The organism is Streptomyces sp. NPDC057253 (assembly GCF_042669125.1).
In the GTDB taxonomy this organism is placed as follows: domain Bacteria; phylum Actinomycetota; class Actinomycetes; order Streptomycetales; family Streptomycetaceae; genus Streptomyces.
Genome location: NZ_JBHUXV010000151.1, coordinates 1 through 19954 on the forward strand (window position 1 = coordinate 1; position 19954 = coordinate 19954).

Sequence of the window (19954 nt, forward strand, 5' to 3'; positions counted from 1 at the left end):
GCCCGCAACTCGGTGGCGGGCCGGGCCGGGGTGGATCAGGCGACGACCGTGAAGAGGCCGGTCTTCTCGCCCAGCTTGGACAGCGAGATCTTGCCGGGGATGCCGTTGGCGTCGGCGCCCGTGTAGCCCAGGTGCTTCTGCCACTTGGCGTAGGCGGCGATGGTGGTGGTGCCGAAGGAGCCGTCGCCCGCGTAGGTGCGGGAGAGGTAGCCGAGTTCGACGAGGGCGGCCTCGGTGAGGTTGGTGCCGGCCATGTAGCTGACGTGGCCCTGCTTGGCCCCGGGGTCGGTCTTCGCGGCCGTCACCAGCCGGGACAGGTCCACGCGGGGCTTGCCCGGGGTCGGCTTCGGCGGCTTCGGCTTGTCGGCCCCGGCCGCCAGCTGCTTCTTCACGTCGGCCCGGAAGTCGTCCATGTCGAAGCTCGGGTCGATCTTGCCCGGCTGGCACTCCTTGTGCCCGGCGACGGACTTCTCGCTCCAGCCGTGCGCCCGGCAGATCGCCGCCGCCCACAGCACGGCCTGCCGGTACTGCGCCGCCGGGTAGGAGTCCTTGCTGTTGCCGAGGTTCTCGATCTCCAGGCCGTACAGACAGTCGTTGCCGTCGGCTTTCGCCGAGTCGTCGTGGGGGAGCGGCTTCTCCTCGCGGAGCGCGTTCAGGACATCGATGTCGGCATAACCGGCGTGGTTGGTACGGCCGTTGCCGATCATCCACAGCCCCGCGGTCCTGCCGAGCCAGGCGTGGCACAGGGGTCCCGGCAGGTCGGATCTGCCGTTGAAGCAGAGCTCCTTGTCGTTGTGCCCGCCGGTGTGGTGGATCAGCACCCCGATGACGGGCCCGAAGGACTTCCCGGACTCGCCATCGCGGTTGTGGGTCTTCCAGCCGGCGTGCTCGTGCACGGTGAGGCCCTCGGCCTTCAGCGCGGCGAGCATTTTTGCGGCGGACAGGGGAGTGGCCATGACTGCGGTTCCCTTCGGACGGCGTGTGACGACACGTCAAACAGGCTTCGACGACTGGATGTTGCGTGTTGTCGGATTGTGATCGTCCCGCGTGCGGCTCATGATTGCGCCAATGCGCTGCCCCTGTGGCGAAATCGCGACATTCACAGCCGGAGGGAGGGGTGGCCGGGGTGGTTTGGAGATCCGGGTTCGGCGCGGCGGTCCAAGGGGGAAGTGGTACGACCGCCGCGCCGAGGCGGGGCCGGGCCGCAGGGGCCGTAGGCCGGCCGTGGCCGTGGGTCGGCCCTTGCCGTGGGTCAGCCCGGTGCGACCGCGCGGCCGGTCTGGGGCGAGATCATGCCGGAGCACAGCCCCTTGGCGGCCAGCGTCTGGGCGATGCGCGGGATCGCCGCGCGGGTGTTGGCGGGCCAGTCGTGCAGGAGGATCACCTGGCCGCCGGTGAGCCGGCCGACCGCGGCGACGATCGCGTCGGTACTGGCGTTGTTCCAGTCCTGCGAGTCGACCTGCCAAAGGACCTCGGTGAGCCCGTACTTGGCCTCCACGGCCTTCACCGTGGCGTTGGTCTCGCCGTACGGCGGCCGGAACAGCCTCGGTGTGCCAGCACCGGCGTTCGCGATCGCCTGCTGGGTGCGGGAGATCTCCGAGTCGATGGCGGCCTGGCTCTGCTGGGTCAGATGCGGGTGCGTGTAGCTGTGGTTGCCGACCCACATGCCGGCGCTGACCTGGGCCCTGACGAGGGCGGGGTTGGCGGCGGCGTTCTGGCCCGTGTTGAACATGGTGGCCCTCAGGCCGTACTGCTTCAGGGAGTTGAGCAGAGCGGTCGTACCGCTGCCCGGCCCGTCGTCGAAGGTGAGCCCGACGTACCCGGAGCAGGCGGCGGCCTGAGCGGGGGCAGCGGCGGCGGGGACGGTGAGCGTGCCGGCGGCGGCCAGAGCGGCGGCGGCCAGTAACGGGAGGTGCGCCCGGCCCCGCATCACGACACCGTGATGGTGGAGCTGCCGCTGCTCTGGTAACCCTCGGTCGCGAGGATCATGTAGTACTTGAAGCTCCCCATCGGCATCCCGGCCCGGCCCCAGGCGTCGAAGTGGTTGCCGGTGGTGATGGAGCCGCCGGTCCGCCTCGACTGCCGCACGCTCCAGTACTGGTTGAAGGTCTTGTTGCCCTCCACGGACGGGGCGTTGTACCGGGTGGTCTGGTAGATGTCGTACGTCCCGCCGTCGCTGCTGACCGTGCCCTTGTACGTGCCGGTGGGCCGGTAGGTGCCCCAGTTGTCGACGACGTAGTACTCGACGAGCGGGTTCGAGGTCCAGCCGTACAGGGCGAGGTAGGCGTTGCCGGACGGGCTGAAGCTGCCGGAGTAGTTGACGGTCCTGCGCGAGCCGTTGCTCCAGCCCTTGCCGGCCACGAAGTTGCCGGTGTTGCGCCAGGAAGTGCTGTAGTTCCCGCCGGAGTTGAGCGTCATGGAGACCGTGCCCTGGGCGTCCGTCCAGAACGAGTAGTAGTACCCGTTGTTCGTCCCGGTCTGGTTCGTGGTGATGACCGTGGCGGCCTCGGCGGTGCCGGGCAGCGCGAGGGTGGCACCGGTGGCGAGGAGGAGGCCGCAGACGGTGCGGCGGGTGGGGTGTGCGGGGTTTGGGTTCATGGCCACAGTTTTGGTCTGCCCCTGTCAAGCGTCAACATTTTCGACAGATGTTTCGAATGATTCGGCCAGCGTTGAGCTGGCTGTTTTTGATCACTTGAGTGGGCGTTCCGGTCGGACTGGATGGGCTGTGTCCTCGAATGTTTCGAAGACCTTCCGGACGGCTGAGAGCGGCCTGGGGCAAAAGAAAAAGGCAGGGAGGTGAACCTCTCTGCCATGTTCAACCTATAGCGCACGTGGGGGCTTGCGGCAAGGCCCCCCTCGCGGCGCACACTTACCGGCCGTAGACCCCTCGGTCGACGACCACACCCCGGAGCTGCCGACTTGAATCCCCTGCCCACCAGCGTGTTCGACCTCCCCGACCGCCTCGCCGCCAAGGCCGACCCGGCGCTGATCGGCGCCGACGAGCGGCACTTCGCGGCCATCGCGGCGTGCCTGGAGCAGACGGTCGCCGAACTGTCCGCCACCCTCGCCGCCACCCTCAGGGCGCCCGGCGGCATCGGCCAGGAGGCGATGGACCGGGACACGGAGATCCACCGCCTCAGCGCCCGGCTGCGCACCCTGCGCCGCTTCGGCCTGGACCTGTGCCTCGGCCACATGGTCACCGCCGACGACGCCGAGCCCGTGTACGTCGGCCGGCTCGGGCTCACCGACAGCGAGGGCCGCAGACTGCTCGTCGACTGGCGCTCGCCCGCCGCCGAGCCGTTCTTCGGCGCGACCCACGCCAACCCGATGGGCCTGGCGAGCCGCCGCAGGTACCGCTGGACCAACGGCCGGATCGGCGACTACTGGGACGAGGTGTTCGTCTCCGACGACTTCGCCGGGCACCACGCCTCGCTCGACGACCAGTCCGCCTTCATCGCGAGCCTCGGCACCGACCGCTCGGAGCGGATGCGGGACGTTCTCGGCACCATCCAGGCCGACCAGGACGCCATCATCCGCGCCGGATCCCGGGGCGCGCTGGTCGTCGACGGCGGCCCCGGCACCGGCAAGACCGTCGTCGCCCTGCACCGCTCCGCCTACCTCCTGCACTCCGACCCCCGTCTCGGCCACCGCCGCGGCGGTGTGCTGTTCGTCGGTCCGCACCGCCCCTACCTGGCCTACGTCTCCGACGTCCTGCCCAGCCTTGGCGAGGAGGGCGTGCAGACCTGCGTCCTGCGGGACCTGGTGGCCGAAGGTGCCGCGGCCGGGGTCGAGACCGACCCGGAGGTGGCCCGCCTGAAGTCCTCGGCGGACCTCGTGAAGGGCATCGAGAAGGCCGTCCGCTTCTACGAGGAGCCGCCCACCGAGGGCATGACCGTCACCACCCACTGGTCCGACATCCGGCTCACCGCCGCCGACTGGGCCGAGGCCTTCGACGCGGCGGAGGGCGCCCCGCACAACGACGCCCGCGACCAGGTCTGGAACGAGCTGCTCACCATCCTGGTGGACAAGCACGAGGGCGACGCCCCGGAGGCGCTGCTGCGCAGGTCCCTGCGGCAGAACAGGGAGCTGCTCACCGCGTTCAACCGGGCGTGGCCGCTGCTGGAGGCCGCCGACCTGGTCTCTGACCTGTGGACGGTCCCGGCGTATCTGCGGCTGTGCGCCCCCTGGCTGGACCGGGACGAGGTACGCAGGCTCCAGCGCGCGGACGGCCAGGCGTGGACGGTGTCGGACCTGCCGCTCCTGGACGCGGCCCGGCAGCGCCTCGGCGACCCGGAGATCTCCCGCCGCAGGCGCCGTAACGAAGCCACCGTCGCCGCCGAACGCGAGCGCATGGCCACGGTCGTGGAGAACCTGAGTGCGGTCGCCGACGACGAGTACGGCATGGGCCTGGTGACGATGCTCCGCGGCGAGGACTTCCACCACGCCCTGGTCGACGAGAGCGCCCTGCACGTGGCCGACCCCGACCGGCTGGCCGGCCCCTTCGCCCATGTCGTGGTGGACGAGGCACAGGAACTGACGGACGCGGAGTGGCAGATGCTGCTGCTGCGCTGCCCGTCCCGCAGCTTCACGATCGTCGGCGACCGCGCCCAGGCGAGGCACGGCTTCACGGAGTCCTGGCAGGAGAGGCTGCGGCGGGTGGGCCTGGACCGGGTCGAGATGACCTCCCTGACCATCAACTACCGCACCCCGGAAGAGATCATGAAGGAGGCCGAGCCGGTCATCCGCACGGCTCTCCCGGACGCCAACGTCCCCACGTCGATCCGCAGCACGGGCACCCCGGTGACCTACGGCGACGTCTCGGACCTGCCCACCCTGCTCGACACCTGGCTGGCGACCCACCCCGAGGGCACCGCCTGCGTGATCGGCGACCCGACGTTCAAGCCCGTTCCCCGGGTCAGCTCCCTCACCCCGTCCCTCGCGAAGGGCCTCGAATTCGACCTGGTCATCCTGATCGACCCCCAGAACTTCGGCGAGGGCGTGGAGGGGGCGGTGGACCGGTACGTGGCGATGACGAGGGCGACGCAGCGCCTGGCGATCCTCACGAGCCGCTGAGGGCGCCGACGCGGGCGGGCTCGTGCCTTGCTCACGTCGGGTGCTCGGCGCACGCTGGTCGTATGGGTGCTCGGGAAGGCGGCCAGGAAGGTGGCCCTACGCTCATCACTTCCGTGCAGCGGGCCCTGCGGCTGCTGGAAGCGGTGACCACGCACGAGAACGGCGCGCCGGCGAAGCAGCTGGCACGTGAGACGGGACTCCCCCTGGCCACCGCCTATCACCTGCTGCGGACGCTGGTCCACGACGGATACGTACGGAAGCTGGACGACGGCGGGTACGTCCTGGGTGACAAGGTGCAGATGCTGCACACCAGCGGCCGCGGACAAGCGCTGCTCAGCCGCGTCCGTCCCACGCTCGCCGCGCTGCGGGACGAGCTCGCGACCGCGGCCTACCTCACCTTCTACGAGGAGGGGGAGATCCGAGTCGCCGAGATCGTCGACGGCCCACAGGCACCCCGTGTCGATCTCTGGGTGGGATTCGAGGACGCGGGGCACGCCACCGCACTGGGCAAGTCGGTGCTGCGGGAACTGGATGACGCCTCCCGCAAGGACTACCTCTCCCGGCACCCTCTCGCCGACCTCACCCCGCGGACCATCACCAGCCGCGCGGAACTGCTCCGACGACTCGACTCCTCACCCGTGGCCCCGGCCGTCACGGACCTGGAGGAGTACGCCCTCGGCACGGTCTGTGTCGCCGTGCCCGTCTACAGCGGGGACACGCTCGGCTCGCTCGGTGTCTCGCTGCGGGCGGACCGGCTCCCCCGGCTCGAGGGGATCCTGGCGCGGCTGATCCCGACCGCGAGTCGCGTGACCAGGGGGCTCTCGCTCACTATCTGAAAATCCTCTCCTTGTGACGCCCGAGCTCTACCTCTTTTCTGGATGAAAGGCATATTTATGCGGCCCCGCACAAGATGAGGACTACGGACCCAGCATGAGTCAGGCTCGAGACCATGGCGGCGACCACTGGCCGATACGGCCGTTCAGGAACCGAGTGCCCGGTCGTCCCGGGTCGGCGGCCCGCAAAGGTGTCGTCGCACAGCTGGCCGCCTACGCACCCGCCCTGCCCGCGCTGATCGTCTCCGTCGTCGTACTGGTCGACGTCCTGTGCGGAGCGGGAACGATCTGGCTCCCGCTGCTCGCGGCCGGCCCCGCGCTGGCCGCGACCACGGGTGGGCCCCGCGGAGTGCTCGGGGTCGGCCTCCTCGCCGCGGTGCTGGGCGCGGCACTGGGGAGCCGGGACGGCGTGCCGGGACATGAGCTGACGGCCGTACTGTCGGCCCTGGTCGCCGTCACCCTGGCGAGCGGCCTCGCCAGCGCGCTGCGCGCTCGTCGCGAACGGGTGCTCGCGGCCGTCCGCTCGGTCGCGGAGGCCGCCCAGCATGCGCTCCTCAGGCCCGTACCGGCGACTGTCGGCCCGTTCCAGGTGGCCGTCCGCTACAGCGCCGCGGCGGCGGAGGCCCGTATCGGCGGGGACTTCTACGCGCTGGTGCCCACCCCGTACGGCGTCCGGCTGATCGTCGGCGATGTGCGCGGCAAGGGACTGCCGGCCGTGGGCACCGCCGCACTCGTCCTCGGTGTCTTCCGGGAGGCCGCCTATGACGAGCCCGATCTCTTCGCCGTCGTCGGCAGGATCGAGCGGAGCCTGGCGCGCAACCTCGGTGCCGACGACTTCGTCACCGCCGTGGTCGTCGGATACCCGCGACCAGGCCGGCTGGAGGTGGTCAACTGCGGGCATGCGCCGCCGCTGCTGGTGCGTGGATCCGGCACCGTCGTGACGGTGGAGCCCGACCGTCCGGCCCCGCCCCTCGGGCTGCGCGCCCTCACGGACGAGATCCCGAGCCTCCAGGAGCTGGCCTTCGCCGACGGGGACCAGCTGCTGCTCTACACCGACGGGGTCACCGAGGCCCGCAACCAGGCCCGCGAGTTCTACCCGCTCGCCGAAGGGCTGGCCCGCCACGTGTCCGACGAGCCGGCCGACACGCTCACCGCGCTCCACGAGGAACTACTGGCACATGTGGGTGGCCGGCTGCACGACGACGCGGCCCTGCTCCTGCTCCGCAAACCGGCCGCATCACACCTGAACGAGGACCTGCTCAGCCCTGCCCGAGGTCGGTCTGCACCGGGAACGGTGCCACTGCCTTGAGGACCTACTCCTCGTGTGCCCGGGAATTCGGCGCAAGACAGTGAGGTTTCCTCCGATATGAGCGATCAGAGCGCCAATGCCGGTTTCGCCGCGCCCCAGGGCGAGTCGATGCGGGCGCTGCTCGCGGCCGACCGGGTCGGCACGCTGCAGCAGATATCCGCCCTCAGCCGCGAGTACGAAGGGATCGTCGAGGCGAACGCACTGGTGGCCATTGACGACGAGCACGACCCGGAGGGCGCGAGCACGGCCTTCGAGAGGGCGCACGTCGCCGCCCTGTTGTCCCAGGCACGCGAGCATCTGAACGATCTGGACCGCGCCCTGGAACGGTTGGAGAGAGGCGACTACGGACGCTGCGAGCAATGCGGTGAGCCGATCCCCACGGAGCGCCTCGAAGTCCGCCCGGCGGCGAGAACCTGCGTGCGCTGCGCGTCCGTAACTCGTTGAAGGATCAGGACTCCGTGCCGGACTCCTGGGAGAAGAAGGTGATCAGCGTGGCGGTGCCGTCCTTGTCGACCGTCCGGACCGCCGGCTCGGGAGTGTCCTGCGTGGCGACGTCGATCTCCGTCGGGTGCGACACCAGGTGCCGCAGGACGACGGGGTGGCGCGGCGACTGTCCGCCGACGGAGACGGCCACTACGTCGTCCTTCGGGTCGTACACGATGGTGGTGAAGGGCAGCCGGTTGGCTTCGTACTGGTGCCCGACCTCGGGGTCCAGTACCTCGATGGTGACGAACTCACCTTGGTGTTCCTCGGTCACCTGATTGAGGGCGGTCTCCCAGGCGCTGCGGTCGAGCGTTTCGGTGCCGGCCATCGTCGTTCCTCCTCCGGTGGCAATCTGCTCTCCACACGACGCTAGGCACAGCCCTGACCGACCGCCTGGGCCTGACAGGTCAAGCCGCCCGGCCCTGATGAACCTGCCTGGACGAGTCCGGGCCCGCTCCCGCTGATGTCGTCGACTGGCGCGGAGGCCGGCCAGAGCCGCTGATGTACGCCCCCGTCCAGCGCCGGACTTCGTTGCTGTACAGCGGCGCGGCACCGTCGCTCCTCCTGGGTCCCGCATCAGATCCGACGCCTTGCGGGCGGTCACCGCCCCGGTGACCTGTGCGACGGCTGTGACGTGTCTCACTGGAACTCGCCCGCGCCGTGCGTCAGTTCAAGGCGTGACCACAGATATGCGAACCCGGGTCCGAAACGGAGATCCGGACGCCTTCGCGGAACTCTTCGACACGTGCGCCCGCGCGGTGTACAACCACGCCTTCCGGCTGACCGCCGACTGGTCGCTGGCCGAGGACGTGATGTCGACGACCTTCATGGAGGCGTGGCGGCGCCGGGCCTCGGTCGAGGCCGAAGGCGGCTCGCTGCGGCCGTGGCTGCTGGGCATCGCCACCAACGTCGCCCGCTCCCACCACCGCAGCAACCGCCGCTACCGCCAAGCGGCGAGCGCCGCGGCCGCCGCGCACGCCGCCGAGGAACGGGTCGAGGACCACGCCGAGGAGACCGCCGGACGCCTGGACGACCGACGCCGTATCGCCGCCACCCTCGCCGCTCTCAGCCTGCTCAAGCGCCCCGAGCGCGAGGTCCTGACGCTGTGCCTTTGGGAGGGGATGGAGTACGCCGAGGCGGCCCGCGCCCTCGGCATCCCGGTCGGCACCGTCCGCTCCCGCCTCTCCCGCGCCCGCGCCAGGCTGCGCAAGCTCGCCGACGCACAACTGCTCGAAGAAAAACGGGAACCCACCCGCACGAACCGGCAGATAACAGGAGATCGCGGATACGCGGTCCGGTCCGCACAGGAAGGAAACCGATGAACGCCAGCCCCTCCCACCGGCCCCACCCGGCCGAGTGGACGGAGACGCAGAGTCTGCTGCCCTCCGCCGAGCGGGATCTGCCGGCGGGCCGCCACCAGTTCCACAAGGAGCAGATGATGGCCCGGATCCACGAAGACCTCCGCACCCCCTCCCGTACGTCCGGTACCTCCCCGGCCGCGCCCGTGAAGCGCTCCAACCCGTTCCTGCGCCGTACGATCCTCCTGCCCGCCGCGGCCTTCGCCCTGGCCGGCGCGGTCGTGGGCGGCCTCGCCCTCACCGGCGGCGGGGCGGACGACGGCAAGACCGCCCTGGCCACCGGCCCCGCACTGACCACCAGCATCGGCGTCGCCGACCCCAAGGGCGCCCCCCAGCTCCTCGAACGCATCTCCCTCGCCGCCGCCGACACCTCCGCGCCCACCCCGCGCAAGGGCCAGTACATCTACATCGCCTCGAAGGTGGCCGACACCTACATCAAGACCGTCGGCGACAAGAGCGAGGCGGTCAGCAACGAGCTGCACTCCCGCCAGGTCTGGAACTCCCTCGACGGCAGGGACGGCTGGCTGATCGAGGCCGGCCAGACGAGCGACAAGGGCATCACCCTGAAGAGCGACACCCCGTTCAGCGGCGCCTACAACGCCCTGGCCGCGCTGCCGACCGACCCCGACACGCTGCTCCAGCGGATCTACCGCGAGTCGGACGCCGTCCGGGACCCCGAAGTCCCGCGCGACCAGGCCGCCTTCGTCGCGATCGGCGACCTGCTGTTCGAGAGCTACCCGCCCGCCGAGGTCGGCGCCGCCCTCTACAAGGCCGCGGCCAAGATCCCCGGCGTCGTCTCGGTGGATGACGCGGTCGACGCCACGGGCCGGCACGGGGTCGCGATCGCGCGGGAGGACGCCGGCGAGCGCACCGAGTGGATCTTCGACAAGAAAACCCTGCGGTTCCTCGGTGAGCGCATCGTGGTGGTCAAGGCCACGGCGGGCGATCCCCTCAAGGTCGGTACCGTCACGCACACCAGCGCCATCACCGAGCGCGCGGTCGTCGACGCCGCCAAGCAGGTCCCCGGTCAGGTGAGCTGAATGCGCGACAGGACCACAAGCGCCTCGCTGGCCGCCCTGCTGGTGGCGGGGCTGATGACGGGCGTCTCGGTGGCCGCCACGGGCTCCGGCCTCGGCGTACGGACGCAGGACACCGCCACCGTCGCGGCGCCCGGCAGCACCGCCTCCGGCGCGCGGACCACCAACTCCGCCTCCCCGTCCGGCCGGTACGTCACCCTCCTCACCGGCGACCGGGTCCGGCTGGACGCCCGGGGTCGGGTGACGGGCGTACGGCGGGCCCCGGGCCGTGAGCACGTCCCGGTGTCCGTGCGCGGCGTGGGGGGCGATCAGTACGTCGTTCCCGCCGACGCCGCCGCCCTGATCGGCCAAGGCGTCCTGGACATGCGGCTGTTCGACGTGAGCGGCCTGATACGCGCCGGTTACGACGACACCCGGCGCCGCACGCTCCCGCTGATCGTGTCGTACAAGGGCAAGCCCGCCGAGCGCAGGAGCACCCAGAAGTCACTGGTCGCGGACGCGGACGCCACCGTGCGCCGGGAACTGCCCAGTGTGGCGGGCGCCGCGATCACCGTCCCCAAGGCCGGGGCCGACGACATGTGGCAGGCCCTCACGGAGGAGCAGGGAGTCGCGCGGGTCTGGCTGGACGGCCGGTTCAAGGCGTCGGCGGACGAAGGCGGCGCGAAGGCCGAGGAGTTGGGCAGCGGCGTCGCGCAGATCGGCGCCCCGGCAGCCTGGGCCGCCGGGTACGACGGCAAGGGCGTCAAGGTCGCCGTCCTGGACACCGGCGTCGACACCACACACCCGGACCTCGCCTCGGCGGTGACGGCAGCGAAGGACTTCAGCGGCACCGGCAGCACCGACGACATGGCCGGCCACGGCACGCATGTCGCGGCGACGGTGGCGGGCTCGGGAGCCCGCTCCGGCGGGCGCTACAAGGGCGTCGCACCCGGCGCGAAGATCCTCAACGCCAAGGTGCTGAACGACGACGGCGAGGGCACCGACTCGTCCGTCATCGCCGGCCTGGAGTGGGCCGCCGGGCAGGGCGCCAGGGTGGCCAACCTCAGCCTGGGCCAGACCGACACCCCGGGGGAGGACCCGGTAGAGGCGGCGGTGAACGCCCTCTCGAAGAGCACCGGCATGCTCACCGTCGCCGCGGCCGGCAACGAGGGCCCCGACGCCGGAACCGTCGGCTCCCCGGGGGCCGCGGAGTCGGCGCTCACCGTGGGCGCCGTCGACGGCGAGGACCGGCTCGCCGACTTCTCCAGCACCGGCCCGACCGCCGACAGCGCGCTGAAACCGGACCTCACGGCGCCGGGCGTGGACATCGTCTCGGCGAGGGCGGCGCACGGCCACATGGGCGACCCGGCTGCCGACGGCTATGTCTCCATGTCCGGTACGTCGATGGCGACGCCGCATGCCGCGGGGGCGGCCGCGATCCTCGCCCAGCGGCACCCGGACTGGACCGGCGCACGGATCAAGCAGGCGCTCACCGCGTCCGCCACCCCGACCACCGGCGCGACCGTCTACCAGCAGGGGACGGGCCGGCTCGACGTGTCCCGGGCACTTCAGGGGGCGGTGGCGAGCGAACAGACTTCCGTGTCCTTCGGCAAGCAGCTGTGGCCCCACACCGACGACCGGCCGGTCACCCAGCACATCACCTACCGCAACGACGGCGACCACCCCGTCACCCTTGACCTGACGGCCGGCGCGACCGGCCCTGGGGGCAGCACGGCCCCCGAAGGCCTGTTCACGCTGAGCACCCCACACCTCACCGTCCCGGCGGGCGGCACCGCCGGCGTCGACCTCACCGCGGACACCCGCGTCGAGGCGGCGAACGGCGCCTACTCGGGCACGCTGGTCGCCACCGCGCGGAGCGGCGCCGACCCCGGGGCCGTACGCACGGCCTTCGGCGTCGTACGCGAGGCCGAGGCATACGATCTCACCCTGAAGTTCCTCAACCGCGGCGGCAAGCCCGTGAGCGCTCCGCTGACCGAGATCCTCGGGTACTCGGGCACGTACTGGACCACGAACCTCCAGGACTACGAGCAGATCTCCAAGGGCGTGTACCGGGTGCGGGTCCCGCGCGGCGACTACGTCGTGGACACCGTGCTGGAGGACGCCGAGGGCACCTCCGCGCTGGTCCGGCCCCGGCTCTCCCTCACCGGGGACACCACGGTCGTCTTCGACGCGCGCAAGGCGAAGCCGGTCGGAATCACCGCGCCGCAGGGCGCGAAAATGTCCGACGGCCAGCTCAACCTGGCCGTGGGCACCGGGAACACCGGGCGCGCAGCGCACAACAGCACCCTGTTCTGGGGGACGTTCAAGAACCTGCGCACCGCGACCCTGGGTCCGGCCGCCCCGGCCGGCAGGCTCAGCACACAGCTCGGCGGCCTGTGGCAGAAGGGCAGCACGACCTACCACCTGCTCCACAACCTGCCCGACCGCTTCCCCACCGGCTATCGGCACACCACGCGCATGACCGAACTGGCCCTGCTGAAACGGAACTTCGGCTCGTCCGCCGCTCACAGCAAGGGCATCGTCAACGTCCTGTGGAGTGGCCCCACCCTGTCGCTGGGCACGGTGAGCGACCCCTTCCCGCTGCCGACGACCGCGAAGATCTACGTCACCACGCCCAAGGGCTTCAAGTGGACGGCCAACCTGGGCCAGCGAAACGCCTCCGGCGACGACGACGTCTTCTACGGCACGGAGAGCGCGAGGTCGTACCAGGCGGGCCGGACCTACGCGGCCACGTACAACGTCGGCGTCTTCAGCCCGATCACCGGCGGCCCGTACGGCGCACGACGCGACGGCGACACCCTGAACCTGTGCGTCCCCGACCTCGCCGACGGGGCCGGCCATCCCGCCTCCTCCGTCGCCAAACGCCACACCACGGTCACCGCGGACGGCAGCACCCTGCTCGACAACGACGGCGACCTCTGCCAGACCGTGGAGAAGCTCCCGCCCGCCCCGGCCCGCTACACGATCCGCACGAACCTGACCCGCCCGCCAGGCGTGGCCACGACCACGCCCCGCCTGACAGCGGCCTGGACCTTCACCTCCACCCCGTCCGACTCCGCCCCCCTCCCCCTCTCCACGGTCCGCTTCCACCCGAAGCTGACCCCGACCGGCGCGGCCCCCGCAGGCCGCCGCACCACGATCCCCCTCTCCCTCCAGGGCCCGGCGGCCACCGACCTGAAATCCCTGACGGTGAAGGTCTCCTACGACGCCGGCAAGACATGGTCCCCTGCCCCGGTGACCACCACCCACGGCAAAAGGACCCTCACCCTGACCCACCCGGAAAACGCCCGCTCGGTCTCCCTCAAATCCACCCTGACCGACACCAAGGGCAACACCTACGCGGTGACGATCCTGAAGGCATACCTCCTGACCTGACGGTCACGCATCCCGCGGATCACTTCACCGCCACCGACCGAGACACACGTCTTCGTCGATCGGGCGGGCTCGTAGTGGCATGGATGTGGCACGGTGCCTGAAATGGCCAAGGGCCAGCCTGGGAGGAAACCCCTCCTGAGCTGGCCCTTCTACCCGTGCCCCCGGCAGGATTCGAACCTGCGACACCCGCTTTAGGAGTTCGATTTACACCCGCCCCTGATGCCATCGTTGGCTGATCCGGCGGCCGTCCAGGACCGCAGCTGTGTGCCGCCGTCCGGGCTGGTTGATGTCAACGTTGGATGTCAACGGAACAGCTCCGGAACTGGGCAGACCTCCAGCGGTTCGGCCGGCCGGTCCGCCCACTGCCACCAGGTGTGCCGACCAGCACACCGCCACAGAGAGCGGCAGGTCCTCCGGCCGTCTTCGTCTCGTTCAGTCAGCACGAGACCACCGGACTCCAAGGGCTGGCTGCACTCAGGACACGCCGGGGCGTCGTCGGTCATGCGGCGCACCCTAACGGAGCGACCTTTTCGTCCCGAACTACTGGCTGGAGGGGCATTGAGAGAAGAAGACGTCGAGGCGCCGGCCGCAGAGCGCCTAGCGCTCCGGCGGAAGCCCGCGAGCCCCGGTCCGCTTCGTGCCCTTCAGTTTCGCACCGGTCAGCTTGGCGCCACGGAAGTCCGCGTTGGTCAGGTTCGCGTAAGCAAGGTCCGCGCCACGAAGATCCGCACCGTTCAAGAGCGCATCGCTAAGGTTCGCGTGACTCAACTTGGTGTTCCGAAGATCCGCGCCCTCCAGGTAGGCGAACGTCAGATCCACACAATCCGAGAACCCTTCCTCGTCCGCTGGATCAAGCGGAAAGCGCCCACATGTCATATCTGCTCCGCGAAGGTTCGCATCCGTGAGTTCCGCTTGGGTGAGGCGCGCCGCCCACAGTTGCGCACCGCTGAGGTTGGCCCCTGCAAGGAAGGCACTCCCTAGGTTCGCGTAGGCCAGGGACGCCTTGTGGAGGTCGACGGTGCGGCGGGCGCGCAGGTCGAACACGCCGCTCAGATCGGCATGGCGAAGATCTGCTGCGTCCAGATCCGCCCCAGGGAGTTCGATGGGAGCCTCGCCGGGGAGCCTGAGGCCGCGGAGATCGGTTCGGCTCAGGTTGATAACTGCCCCCCGGTCGCGGTCGGGGCGGCGTCTGGCCAGCGTGGCGATCGCTGCGGTGACATCGGCGCTTGGTTTGTGCGCGTCGGGAACCTCATCGAGCGGCTCTTTCAGGCTCTTTGTACTGGACCCGGCGTGCCGCTGCGCGAAGGCCGCCAGCACGGAGACAACCGCGGGTTGGTCGCGGTCGGAGTCCTGCATGATGCGCTGCAGGGCGTAAATGCCGCCCAGTCGGATGTCCAGGGACTCCGATCCCAGATTGCCGATCGCCGCGTTGAACCTACCGGTGATGTGCCCTTGTTCGGCGATCTGTAGCTCCTTGCTGGCCTGTCCGACCTGCATCCAGGTGAACAGCAGCGCGCCCAGAGCTGCGATACCCGGCAGGCTGGCCGCGATCAGAGTGATCCACTGAATCCGGTCTGGTCCCTTGGACCGGCGCGTCTTCGAACCGCCGTGCTGCTGTCGGCGGCCAGCACGGCGGCGAGCGGTTCGGCGAAGCCGATCGATGCTTTTTCCAGCCACCTGCTCATCGCATCCCGCAGACCCAGCGTCAGCAACTCCTACTGCTCCAGGGCGACCACCATCACGACCAGGTCTAGTCGAAGAAGCCCAGCGCGTTATCCGACTCGCACTGCGGGCACGGCTTGACCCGTCGGCGAGCGCGCGCCGGTCCTCGCCCCGGCTGATGCCCGTTGATCGTTTCCCAGCGTTCCAGCAACCGCCGACGTGGACGTACACCATGTCCTGCCCGGACAGGCCGCGCTCGATCAGTCAGTCAGGCGGCGCTGGCCGGGCCTGGATGCCGCGCTGGCGCTCCGCCTCCCGGCGCTCAGCGTCTGCGATCTGCCGTCGGACTCGATCGAAGGTGAGGACGAGCCAGTCTTCAGGGTGCGGAGAGGAGGTAGATCAGGTGGCAAGTCGTTCACACGTTCGGGTTTAGGGGGGTGGGCTCCCCACCGGCACTAGGCGGGGCAGTGTGACGAGGAGGCGCCTATGGTCGATGACCTGCAAAGGCTCGCGGTGTCCCGCATGTCTCGCTCTTCCCTGGGAAGCCTGCCGAACCCACCCGTACGCCGCGACAGTTTTGCAGGTTACGAGTCACCTACGGCGGTGCGCGGCCTACCTGTGGCGCCTCCGGGAAAGCCTCTGCGAACCGCACTACCCCAAGTGTTCGTCACTGATGTCCGTTACTTCTTCTTGCCCTGGGTCTTGTCGGGGATCTTGGTGAGCTGGGTTTTTGCTGGTCGGGGGCGGTGGGATCGTGCGCCTGGTGGTCGTCGTTGGTCGTCATTGGCCACTGTCGAGCGACCTCGGACGGCCCAGAGACGGCCCAACTCCGCCGCACTCGCTTGACAGCCGGCACCCTCGATGCGCCCCGTCTGAACCTCAGCCGACGACAGCCAGCCACGACGGTGGGTGCGCCGACGGACCACGCACGCGTGTGTCTCGCTGCACCTCCACCGGCCTTAGCCACGCTGCCAATGCCGTCGACCAGAGCGGGCCACGACGGCCGGGCCGCTACGACGATGCCTGAGCCATCAGCTTGGGGAGCTCGGGTTTTTCAGGGGCGATTGCTGGGCTGACCTGTGGCGGATCGGTGCTCCAGAACTGGGGGTTCTCGAATGATGGGCCGAAGTGCGGGACTTACATCCCGCATGATCCTGAAAGCATGTCCGGCCGGATTCGCGTTCATCCGCCGGCGCCCACATACGGCCGACGGCTAGATCCTCGGCCTGGCTCACAACGTGGCCGCCGTCTGCGACGGAGCGTTGGGGTTCGGAGGTGAGCAGTTGCTCGCCCCGCTGCTTTTGCCAACTGAACTCACCGTGCTCGCCATGGTTCCGCATAATGAGGTTGGCGCATACCCTTATGCCCGCAAACCAGTCAGAGCATCCAAAGTGCGGCGAACGTCATCGTGCCCCTTGCCCAGTTTTTCAGACTGCGAGTTAGCGATAGCCTGCAGTTCTTCCCGGCAAGATGGACCGGTTAGGGACCCATCAGCATAGCTTGTCAGTGCGAGCCTCCTACGCAATGAGAAATATTCTCTGCTTCCATCCTCCGAAGTCTCCATGAGAGCTTTGAGTGTAATCACCGCCTCGGAAAAATCGCCATGCTGAGTAAGAATGTACGAGATGCACTGCAAGTTCTTTCTTAGTTCCGGTACGCGACACCAATTCTTTAGAGCATCTTGCCCGAACTGGAATATCCTTTTTGCGGTATCGACTGCCTCTTCGTGTCGACTGCCCTCTTGAAGCAATACGTGGGTAAGGCAGTGAAGTTCTACAAGCACGCGCTGGTCGTTAGACGCATCGGCCTTGGCCAGCCGAAGATCCAGGACTTCTCGAATGGTGACCTCTGCTGCTTCTGAATTCCCCAGCTCCTCTAGCAAGTCGGCATACTCGTGACGAATCGTGAGCAGCTCATCGTCATCCTGGTCCCGTTCTCGCGCTAGAGCGTGAATTGCGTCATGCAGAGTTTCTGCAGAGTCGGCAGGTCTTCCTTGCTTTCGGAGATTCGTAGCCAAGCATTGCCGCATCGAGTCGCAAAGAGATTGACCTTCCGTCGGTATGTGATCCAAAATTCCAATGATCTTTCTGTACAGCGCCTCTGCTTCTTCGTAACGCTCTTTACTGTCAAGCCAGTGAGCCAAATGATGGAGAACGAAGAGTCCCACTTGATCGAGTGACTGGACAGTTGACACGACACCATGCAGAGCCCCCCATTCTGAATCGGCACGTTTTTCCCCTCCCTTCTGTTCCTCAATACACTGAGCCAGTGATACGTGCGTCATCAAGGTATAGGGGTTGTCAGCACCCAGCGCCTGCTGGCGCCCTGATAGCGTTTTACGGAACTCTCTCTCTGCTTCCTTGTGTCGGCCTGCCTCGTCCAGCTCCGCAGCCCAGTTGTAGTGACTCATCAAAGTTTCAGGATCTAGTGCGCCAAATAGACGGAGTTGGGTTTTATAAGTGGACTGGAACTCCATTAGCTGTGCAGTACCAGTCAAACACGCCAACGCGTATCGATGTCTCACTGCCAAGTGAAGTGGATGATCTTCGCTAAGTTCCGCCGCCAAAACCTTGAGCGGTTTGGCCAATTCTTCTATATTACTCCTGACAGTGAAGGACATGTATGAGAAATTACGCAAACCGGATCTGATCAACGCCTCTACGGCCTCTTTGTCGGGCAGGGGTTCGCGGACGAGCCTCATGATGTGAGGGTGGAGCAGGCTCCACCAGTACTGATTCTCCAAGTCCTCGGGGTCCCGCTGTGCCGCTTTCTCGATGAGCTCCACGGTTGTGCGCGCGATCGCTGAAATGGCCGAAGTGTCTGCATTTGAGAGATGCAGCTTGTTAATTTCGAGTACCAGCTTGTGTACTGTTATATGCGGCTGTGAATCAGGTGACCCATACGTGGCCTCAGAGATTTCCAATAGGCTTAGCGTGTTAAGAGCTTGAATCACGAGTTCAAGGCGGTCGACGGTGAGGCCGAGCGGGAAGGCTCCATGCTGAATTAGTGCATCAATGTCGAGAATATCGACAGGGATTGGCTCAACGGAGAAACAGGACAGCATTCTCATGAACGTGCGCGCCTCTGGGAATCCCTGAGCCTCCAAAAGGTCGAGGCTAATTTCCCAGGTGCGGCTAATCAGCTGCCTGTGAAGTTCCTCGGTCTCGCTATTGTCAAGCCGTCCTTGGCTTCCTCGATCGAGAAAGTTAATCCCAGTATCCCGAAGAGCGGCTAGATAGGAAGTAAAGTTGCGGGTGCGGCCTTGACCTCGATTTAGCAACCCGGGTCCTCTTGAAGTGCGACCTAGGTAGGATCCGGCCAGTCGCAAAGCCAGAGGAAGGCCACCCAATCTGCTTGCTAGTTGCTGAGCATCCTCTCGTGATCCAGCATTCGCAGCCAGATCCAACAATATGTCCGCACCGTCGATCGAGGAAAGCTCTTCAACAGGGTGACACCGAGCGATATTCCCCCAGATGTCAGAATCACTCAAACGTGTCGTAACGATAGTTAGCCCGCTGCGGCTGGGGCGAATCCACCCTGTTCCGTCTCCAGGATTTCCCCCTGGCCTACTCACTAGGCCAGCTTCGTCCACATCATCGAATACCAGCACCCAGGGTGTGAGTGACGCGTGGAGAAGCCTCCAAATGAAATCGGGACCACTGCCGAGCGTTTGCCAGGCTTCTTCTATTTCCTCCCGTGAGGCACCAAGTGTTCGCGCAAGCTGGCGCATCGCGCTCCCGAAATTCTGCTTAGTGGCTTTCACCCAATAAACTTCATAGCCGCGAGCGCGAGTCTCCTTCGCCACGCTCAACGCTAGCGTTGTTTTGCCGCACCCACCCATTCCGTGGAGCACTTGCACTTCATCCGGGAGTTCCGCTAGCGAGTGAGAGAGTCTTTCAATAATCGTTTTCCGACCCCTAATTTGCGAGGGGAGATTTCCAATTGGAGGCTCAAGAGAATTGGAGGCCGGGTTTATCGGTGAACGCTCAATTGCGGTAATGCTGGAATGTCTATGGGTGCCAGCGGGGTCTTTCGTCGTGTTATTTTTCCGCTGATTTACTCGCCAGCCAGCCTCGGCGTTCTTAGCTTTTTCCTGTCGGGATACCCATTCGCTGTTGTATGGGAGGCCGCACGTTTGAATAATCCGTTTCAACGTTTCGGTGCTAGGCACTCTCCGACCGCTAAGAGCATCGGACAGCGTGCTCAGGGTGACTCCCGAGTCTTGAGCAAGGTGAGTGGCAGTGCGATAACCGGCCGCGAACATGATCTCCCGTAGCCGCTCAGCAAGATCACGAACGACTTCAGGGCTGGTCGGGTCCACCGGGCTCAGTGTGCGGCTCAAGGCTGGCGCCCCTCTCGGCCTGTCCGTTCCTCGAACTTCGATTATCCGGGGCTTGCCCCAGCTATCGCAATGAATCTTCGCTGATACTCCAACGCCACTGCTGAAGTTTCAGTGCCTCCCCTACCAAGGTGATGCAGGTCAGCGCCGTGCTGGCCGCAGAAGGAGGTCTGGTGTGGAAACAGTGCGGATGATCATCGAACATGCGCCCGAGATCAATCTGATGTGGAAGCTCACTGAGGCAATCGTTGGAGCGGTGAGGCTCGCCATGCGTGTCAGGGATGCGTCTCGCAAGCGCCCTGAGGATGTTGCGGACAGTGGTGTCCGTACGGGCTCTCGACAGTGAGCATTGTCGCGAGCGTGGCCACGTCGGTCGGCGTAGCGGCTTTGGGGTGGCGCTGCTTTGGCGCAAGTGATCATGGCCCCGTAAGCTTCCGGCGCGTCGGGCAGTCTGTGGACCTGCCCGCTAAAGCACGACGTTGGGG

The 19954-nt window shown here is 67.4% G+C and carries 13 protein-coding genes; 7 read left to right on the forward strand and 6 right to left on the reverse strand.

What is annotated here, in order from left to right; translation table 11 throughout:
- Positions 1-35: 35 nt before the first annotated feature.
- The 3 genes from ACFULQ_RS43140 to ACFULQ_RS43150 all read right to left on the reverse strand — a co-directional run bounded on the left by ACFULQ_RS43140 (position 36) and on the right by ACFULQ_RS43150 (position 2598).
- A complete protein-coding gene (locus ACFULQ_RS43140; RefSeq protein ID WP_383555574.1) occupies positions 36-956 on the reverse strand; it encodes an N-acetylmuramoyl-L-alanine amidase in 921 nt (306 codons plus the stop codon).
- A gap of 296 nt (positions 957-1252) precedes the next feature.
- Positions 1253-1930, reverse strand: coding sequence for a polysaccharide deacetylase family protein (locus tag ACFULQ_RS43145; protein ID WP_383555576.1), 678 nt, complete (start codon positions 1928-1930; stop codon positions 1253-1255).
- The gene (locus ACFULQ_RS43150; RefSeq protein WP_383555579.1) at positions 1930-2598 is read right to left on the reverse strand and encodes a glycoside hydrolase family 11 protein; all 669 of its coding nucleotides are present in this window, start codon (positions 2596-2598) and stop codon (positions 1930-1932) included. The genes ACFULQ_RS43145 and ACFULQ_RS43150 overlap by 1 nt, the downstream gene beginning before the upstream one ends.
- Positions 2599-2919: 321 nt before the next feature.
- Between ACFULQ_RS43150 and helR the strand changes: the two genes are divergently transcribed.
- From helR to ACFULQ_RS43170, 4 genes are all read left to right on the forward strand, one after another.
- A complete protein-coding gene (helR, locus tag ACFULQ_RS43155) occupies positions 2920-5073 on the forward strand; it encodes an RNA polymerase recycling motor ATPase HelR (RefSeq protein WP_383555582.1) in 2154 nt (717 codons plus the stop codon).
- Positions 5074-5135: 62 nt separating this feature from the next.
- Entirely contained in the window at positions 5136-5909 is a 774-nt protein-coding gene (locus ACFULQ_RS43160) for an IclR family transcriptional regulator (RefSeq protein ID WP_383555584.1), read from the forward strand.
- A 94-nt stretch (positions 5910-6003) separates the two neighbouring features.
- Positions 6004-7215 (forward strand): PP2C family protein-serine/threonine phosphatase, encoded by a 1212-nt coding sequence (locus ACFULQ_RS43165; RefSeq protein ID WP_383555585.1) that lies wholly within the window; start codon positions 6004-6006, stop codon positions 7213-7215.
- Positions 7216-7272: 57 nt separating this feature from the next.
- Positions 7273-7659, forward strand: a complete 387-nt coding sequence (locus tag ACFULQ_RS43170) for a TraR/DksA family transcriptional regulator (protein WP_383555587.1) — start codon at positions 7273-7275, stop codon at positions 7657-7659.
- Positions 7660-7663: 4 nt separating this feature from the next.
- Here ACFULQ_RS43170 and ACFULQ_RS43175 read toward each other — a convergent pair whose 3' ends face one another.
- Positions 7664-8026 (reverse strand): DUF5335 family protein, encoded by a 363-nt coding sequence (locus ACFULQ_RS43175; protein WP_383555589.1) that lies wholly within the window; start codon positions 8024-8026, stop codon positions 7664-7666.
- 361 nt (positions 8027-8387) lie between these two features.
- Between ACFULQ_RS43175 and ACFULQ_RS43180 the strand changes: the two genes are divergently transcribed.
- From ACFULQ_RS43180 to ACFULQ_RS43190, 3 genes are read left to right on the forward strand one after another with little or no spacing between them, the layout of a single operon-like run.
- Positions 8388-9020 carry an RNA polymerase sigma factor gene (locus tag ACFULQ_RS43180; protein ID WP_383555591.1) on the forward strand — a complete coding sequence of 211 codons (633 nt, stop codon included), beginning with the start codon at positions 8388-8390 and terminating at the stop codon, positions 9018-9020.
- Positions 9017-10096, forward strand: a complete 1080-nt coding sequence (locus ACFULQ_RS43185; protein WP_383555593.1) for a CU044_5270 family protein — start codon at positions 9017-9019, stop codon at positions 10094-10096. The genes ACFULQ_RS43180 and ACFULQ_RS43185 overlap by 4 nt, the downstream gene beginning before the upstream one ends.
- Positions 10097-13468, forward strand: a complete 3372-nt coding sequence (locus tag ACFULQ_RS43190) for a S8 family peptidase (protein WP_383555596.1) — start codon at positions 10097-10099, stop codon at positions 13466-13468. It begins immediately after the preceding gene.
- Positions 13469-14065: 597 nt separating this feature from the next.
- On the opposite strand, the gene ACFULQ_RS43195 is transcribed toward ACFULQ_RS43190, so the two are convergent.
- Both ACFULQ_RS43195 and ACFULQ_RS43200 read right to left on the reverse strand, forming a co-directional pair.
- The gene (locus tag ACFULQ_RS43195) at positions 14066-15145 is read right to left on the reverse strand and encodes a pentapeptide repeat-containing protein (RefSeq protein WP_383555600.1); all 1080 of its coding nucleotides are present in this window, start codon (positions 15143-15145) and stop codon (positions 14066-14068) included.
- A gap of 1345 nt (positions 15146-16490) precedes the next feature.
- A complete protein-coding gene (locus tag ACFULQ_RS43200) occupies positions 16491-19451 on the reverse strand; it encodes an NB-ARC domain-containing protein (RefSeq protein WP_383555598.1) in 2961 nt (986 codons plus the stop codon).
- Positions 19452-19954: the final 503 nt, after the last annotated feature.

What these genes read in the sequence shown, in the direction of transcription:
- ACFULQ_RS43165 (WP_383555585.1), top strand. Translation starts at nt 6,004, where the DNA reads ATGAGTCAGGCTCGAGACCATGGCGGCGACCACTGGCCGATACGGCCG.
- ACFULQ_RS43190 (WP_383555596.1), top strand. Translation starts at nt 10,097, where the DNA reads ATGCGCGACAGGACCACAAGCGCCTCGCTGGCCGCCCTGCTGGTGGCG.
- ACFULQ_RS43185 (WP_383555593.1), top strand. Translation starts at nt 9,017, where the DNA reads ATGAACGCCAGCCCCTCCCACCGGCCCCACCCGGCCGAGTGGACGGAG.
- ACFULQ_RS43175 (WP_383555589.1), bottom strand. Translation starts at nt 8,026, where the DNA reads ATGGCCGGCACCGAAACGCTCGACCGCAGCGCCTGGGAGACCGCCCTC.
- ACFULQ_RS43180 (WP_383555591.1), top strand. Translation starts at nt 8,388, where the DNA reads ATGCGAACCCGGGTCCGAAACGGAGATCCGGACGCCTTCGCGGAACTC.
- ACFULQ_RS43140 (WP_383555574.1), bottom strand. Translation starts at nt 956, where the DNA reads ATGGCCACTCCCCTGTCCGCCGCAAAAATGCTCGCCGCGCTGAAGGCC.
- ACFULQ_RS43145 (WP_383555576.1), bottom strand. Translation starts at nt 1,930, where the DNA reads ATGCGGGGCCGGGCGCACCTCCCGTTACTGGCCGCCGCCGCTCTGGCC.
- ACFULQ_RS43170 (WP_383555587.1), top strand. Translation starts at nt 7,273, where the DNA reads ATGAGCGATCAGAGCGCCAATGCCGGTTTCGCCGCGCCCCAGGGCGAG.
- ACFULQ_RS43160 (WP_383555584.1), top strand. Translation starts at nt 5,136, where the DNA reads ATGGGTGCTCGGGAAGGCGGCCAGGAAGGTGGCCCTACGCTCATCACT.
- ACFULQ_RS43150 (WP_383555579.1), bottom strand. Translation starts at nt 2,598, where the DNA reads ATGAACCCAAACCCCGCACACCCCACCCGCCGCACCGTCTGCGGCCTC.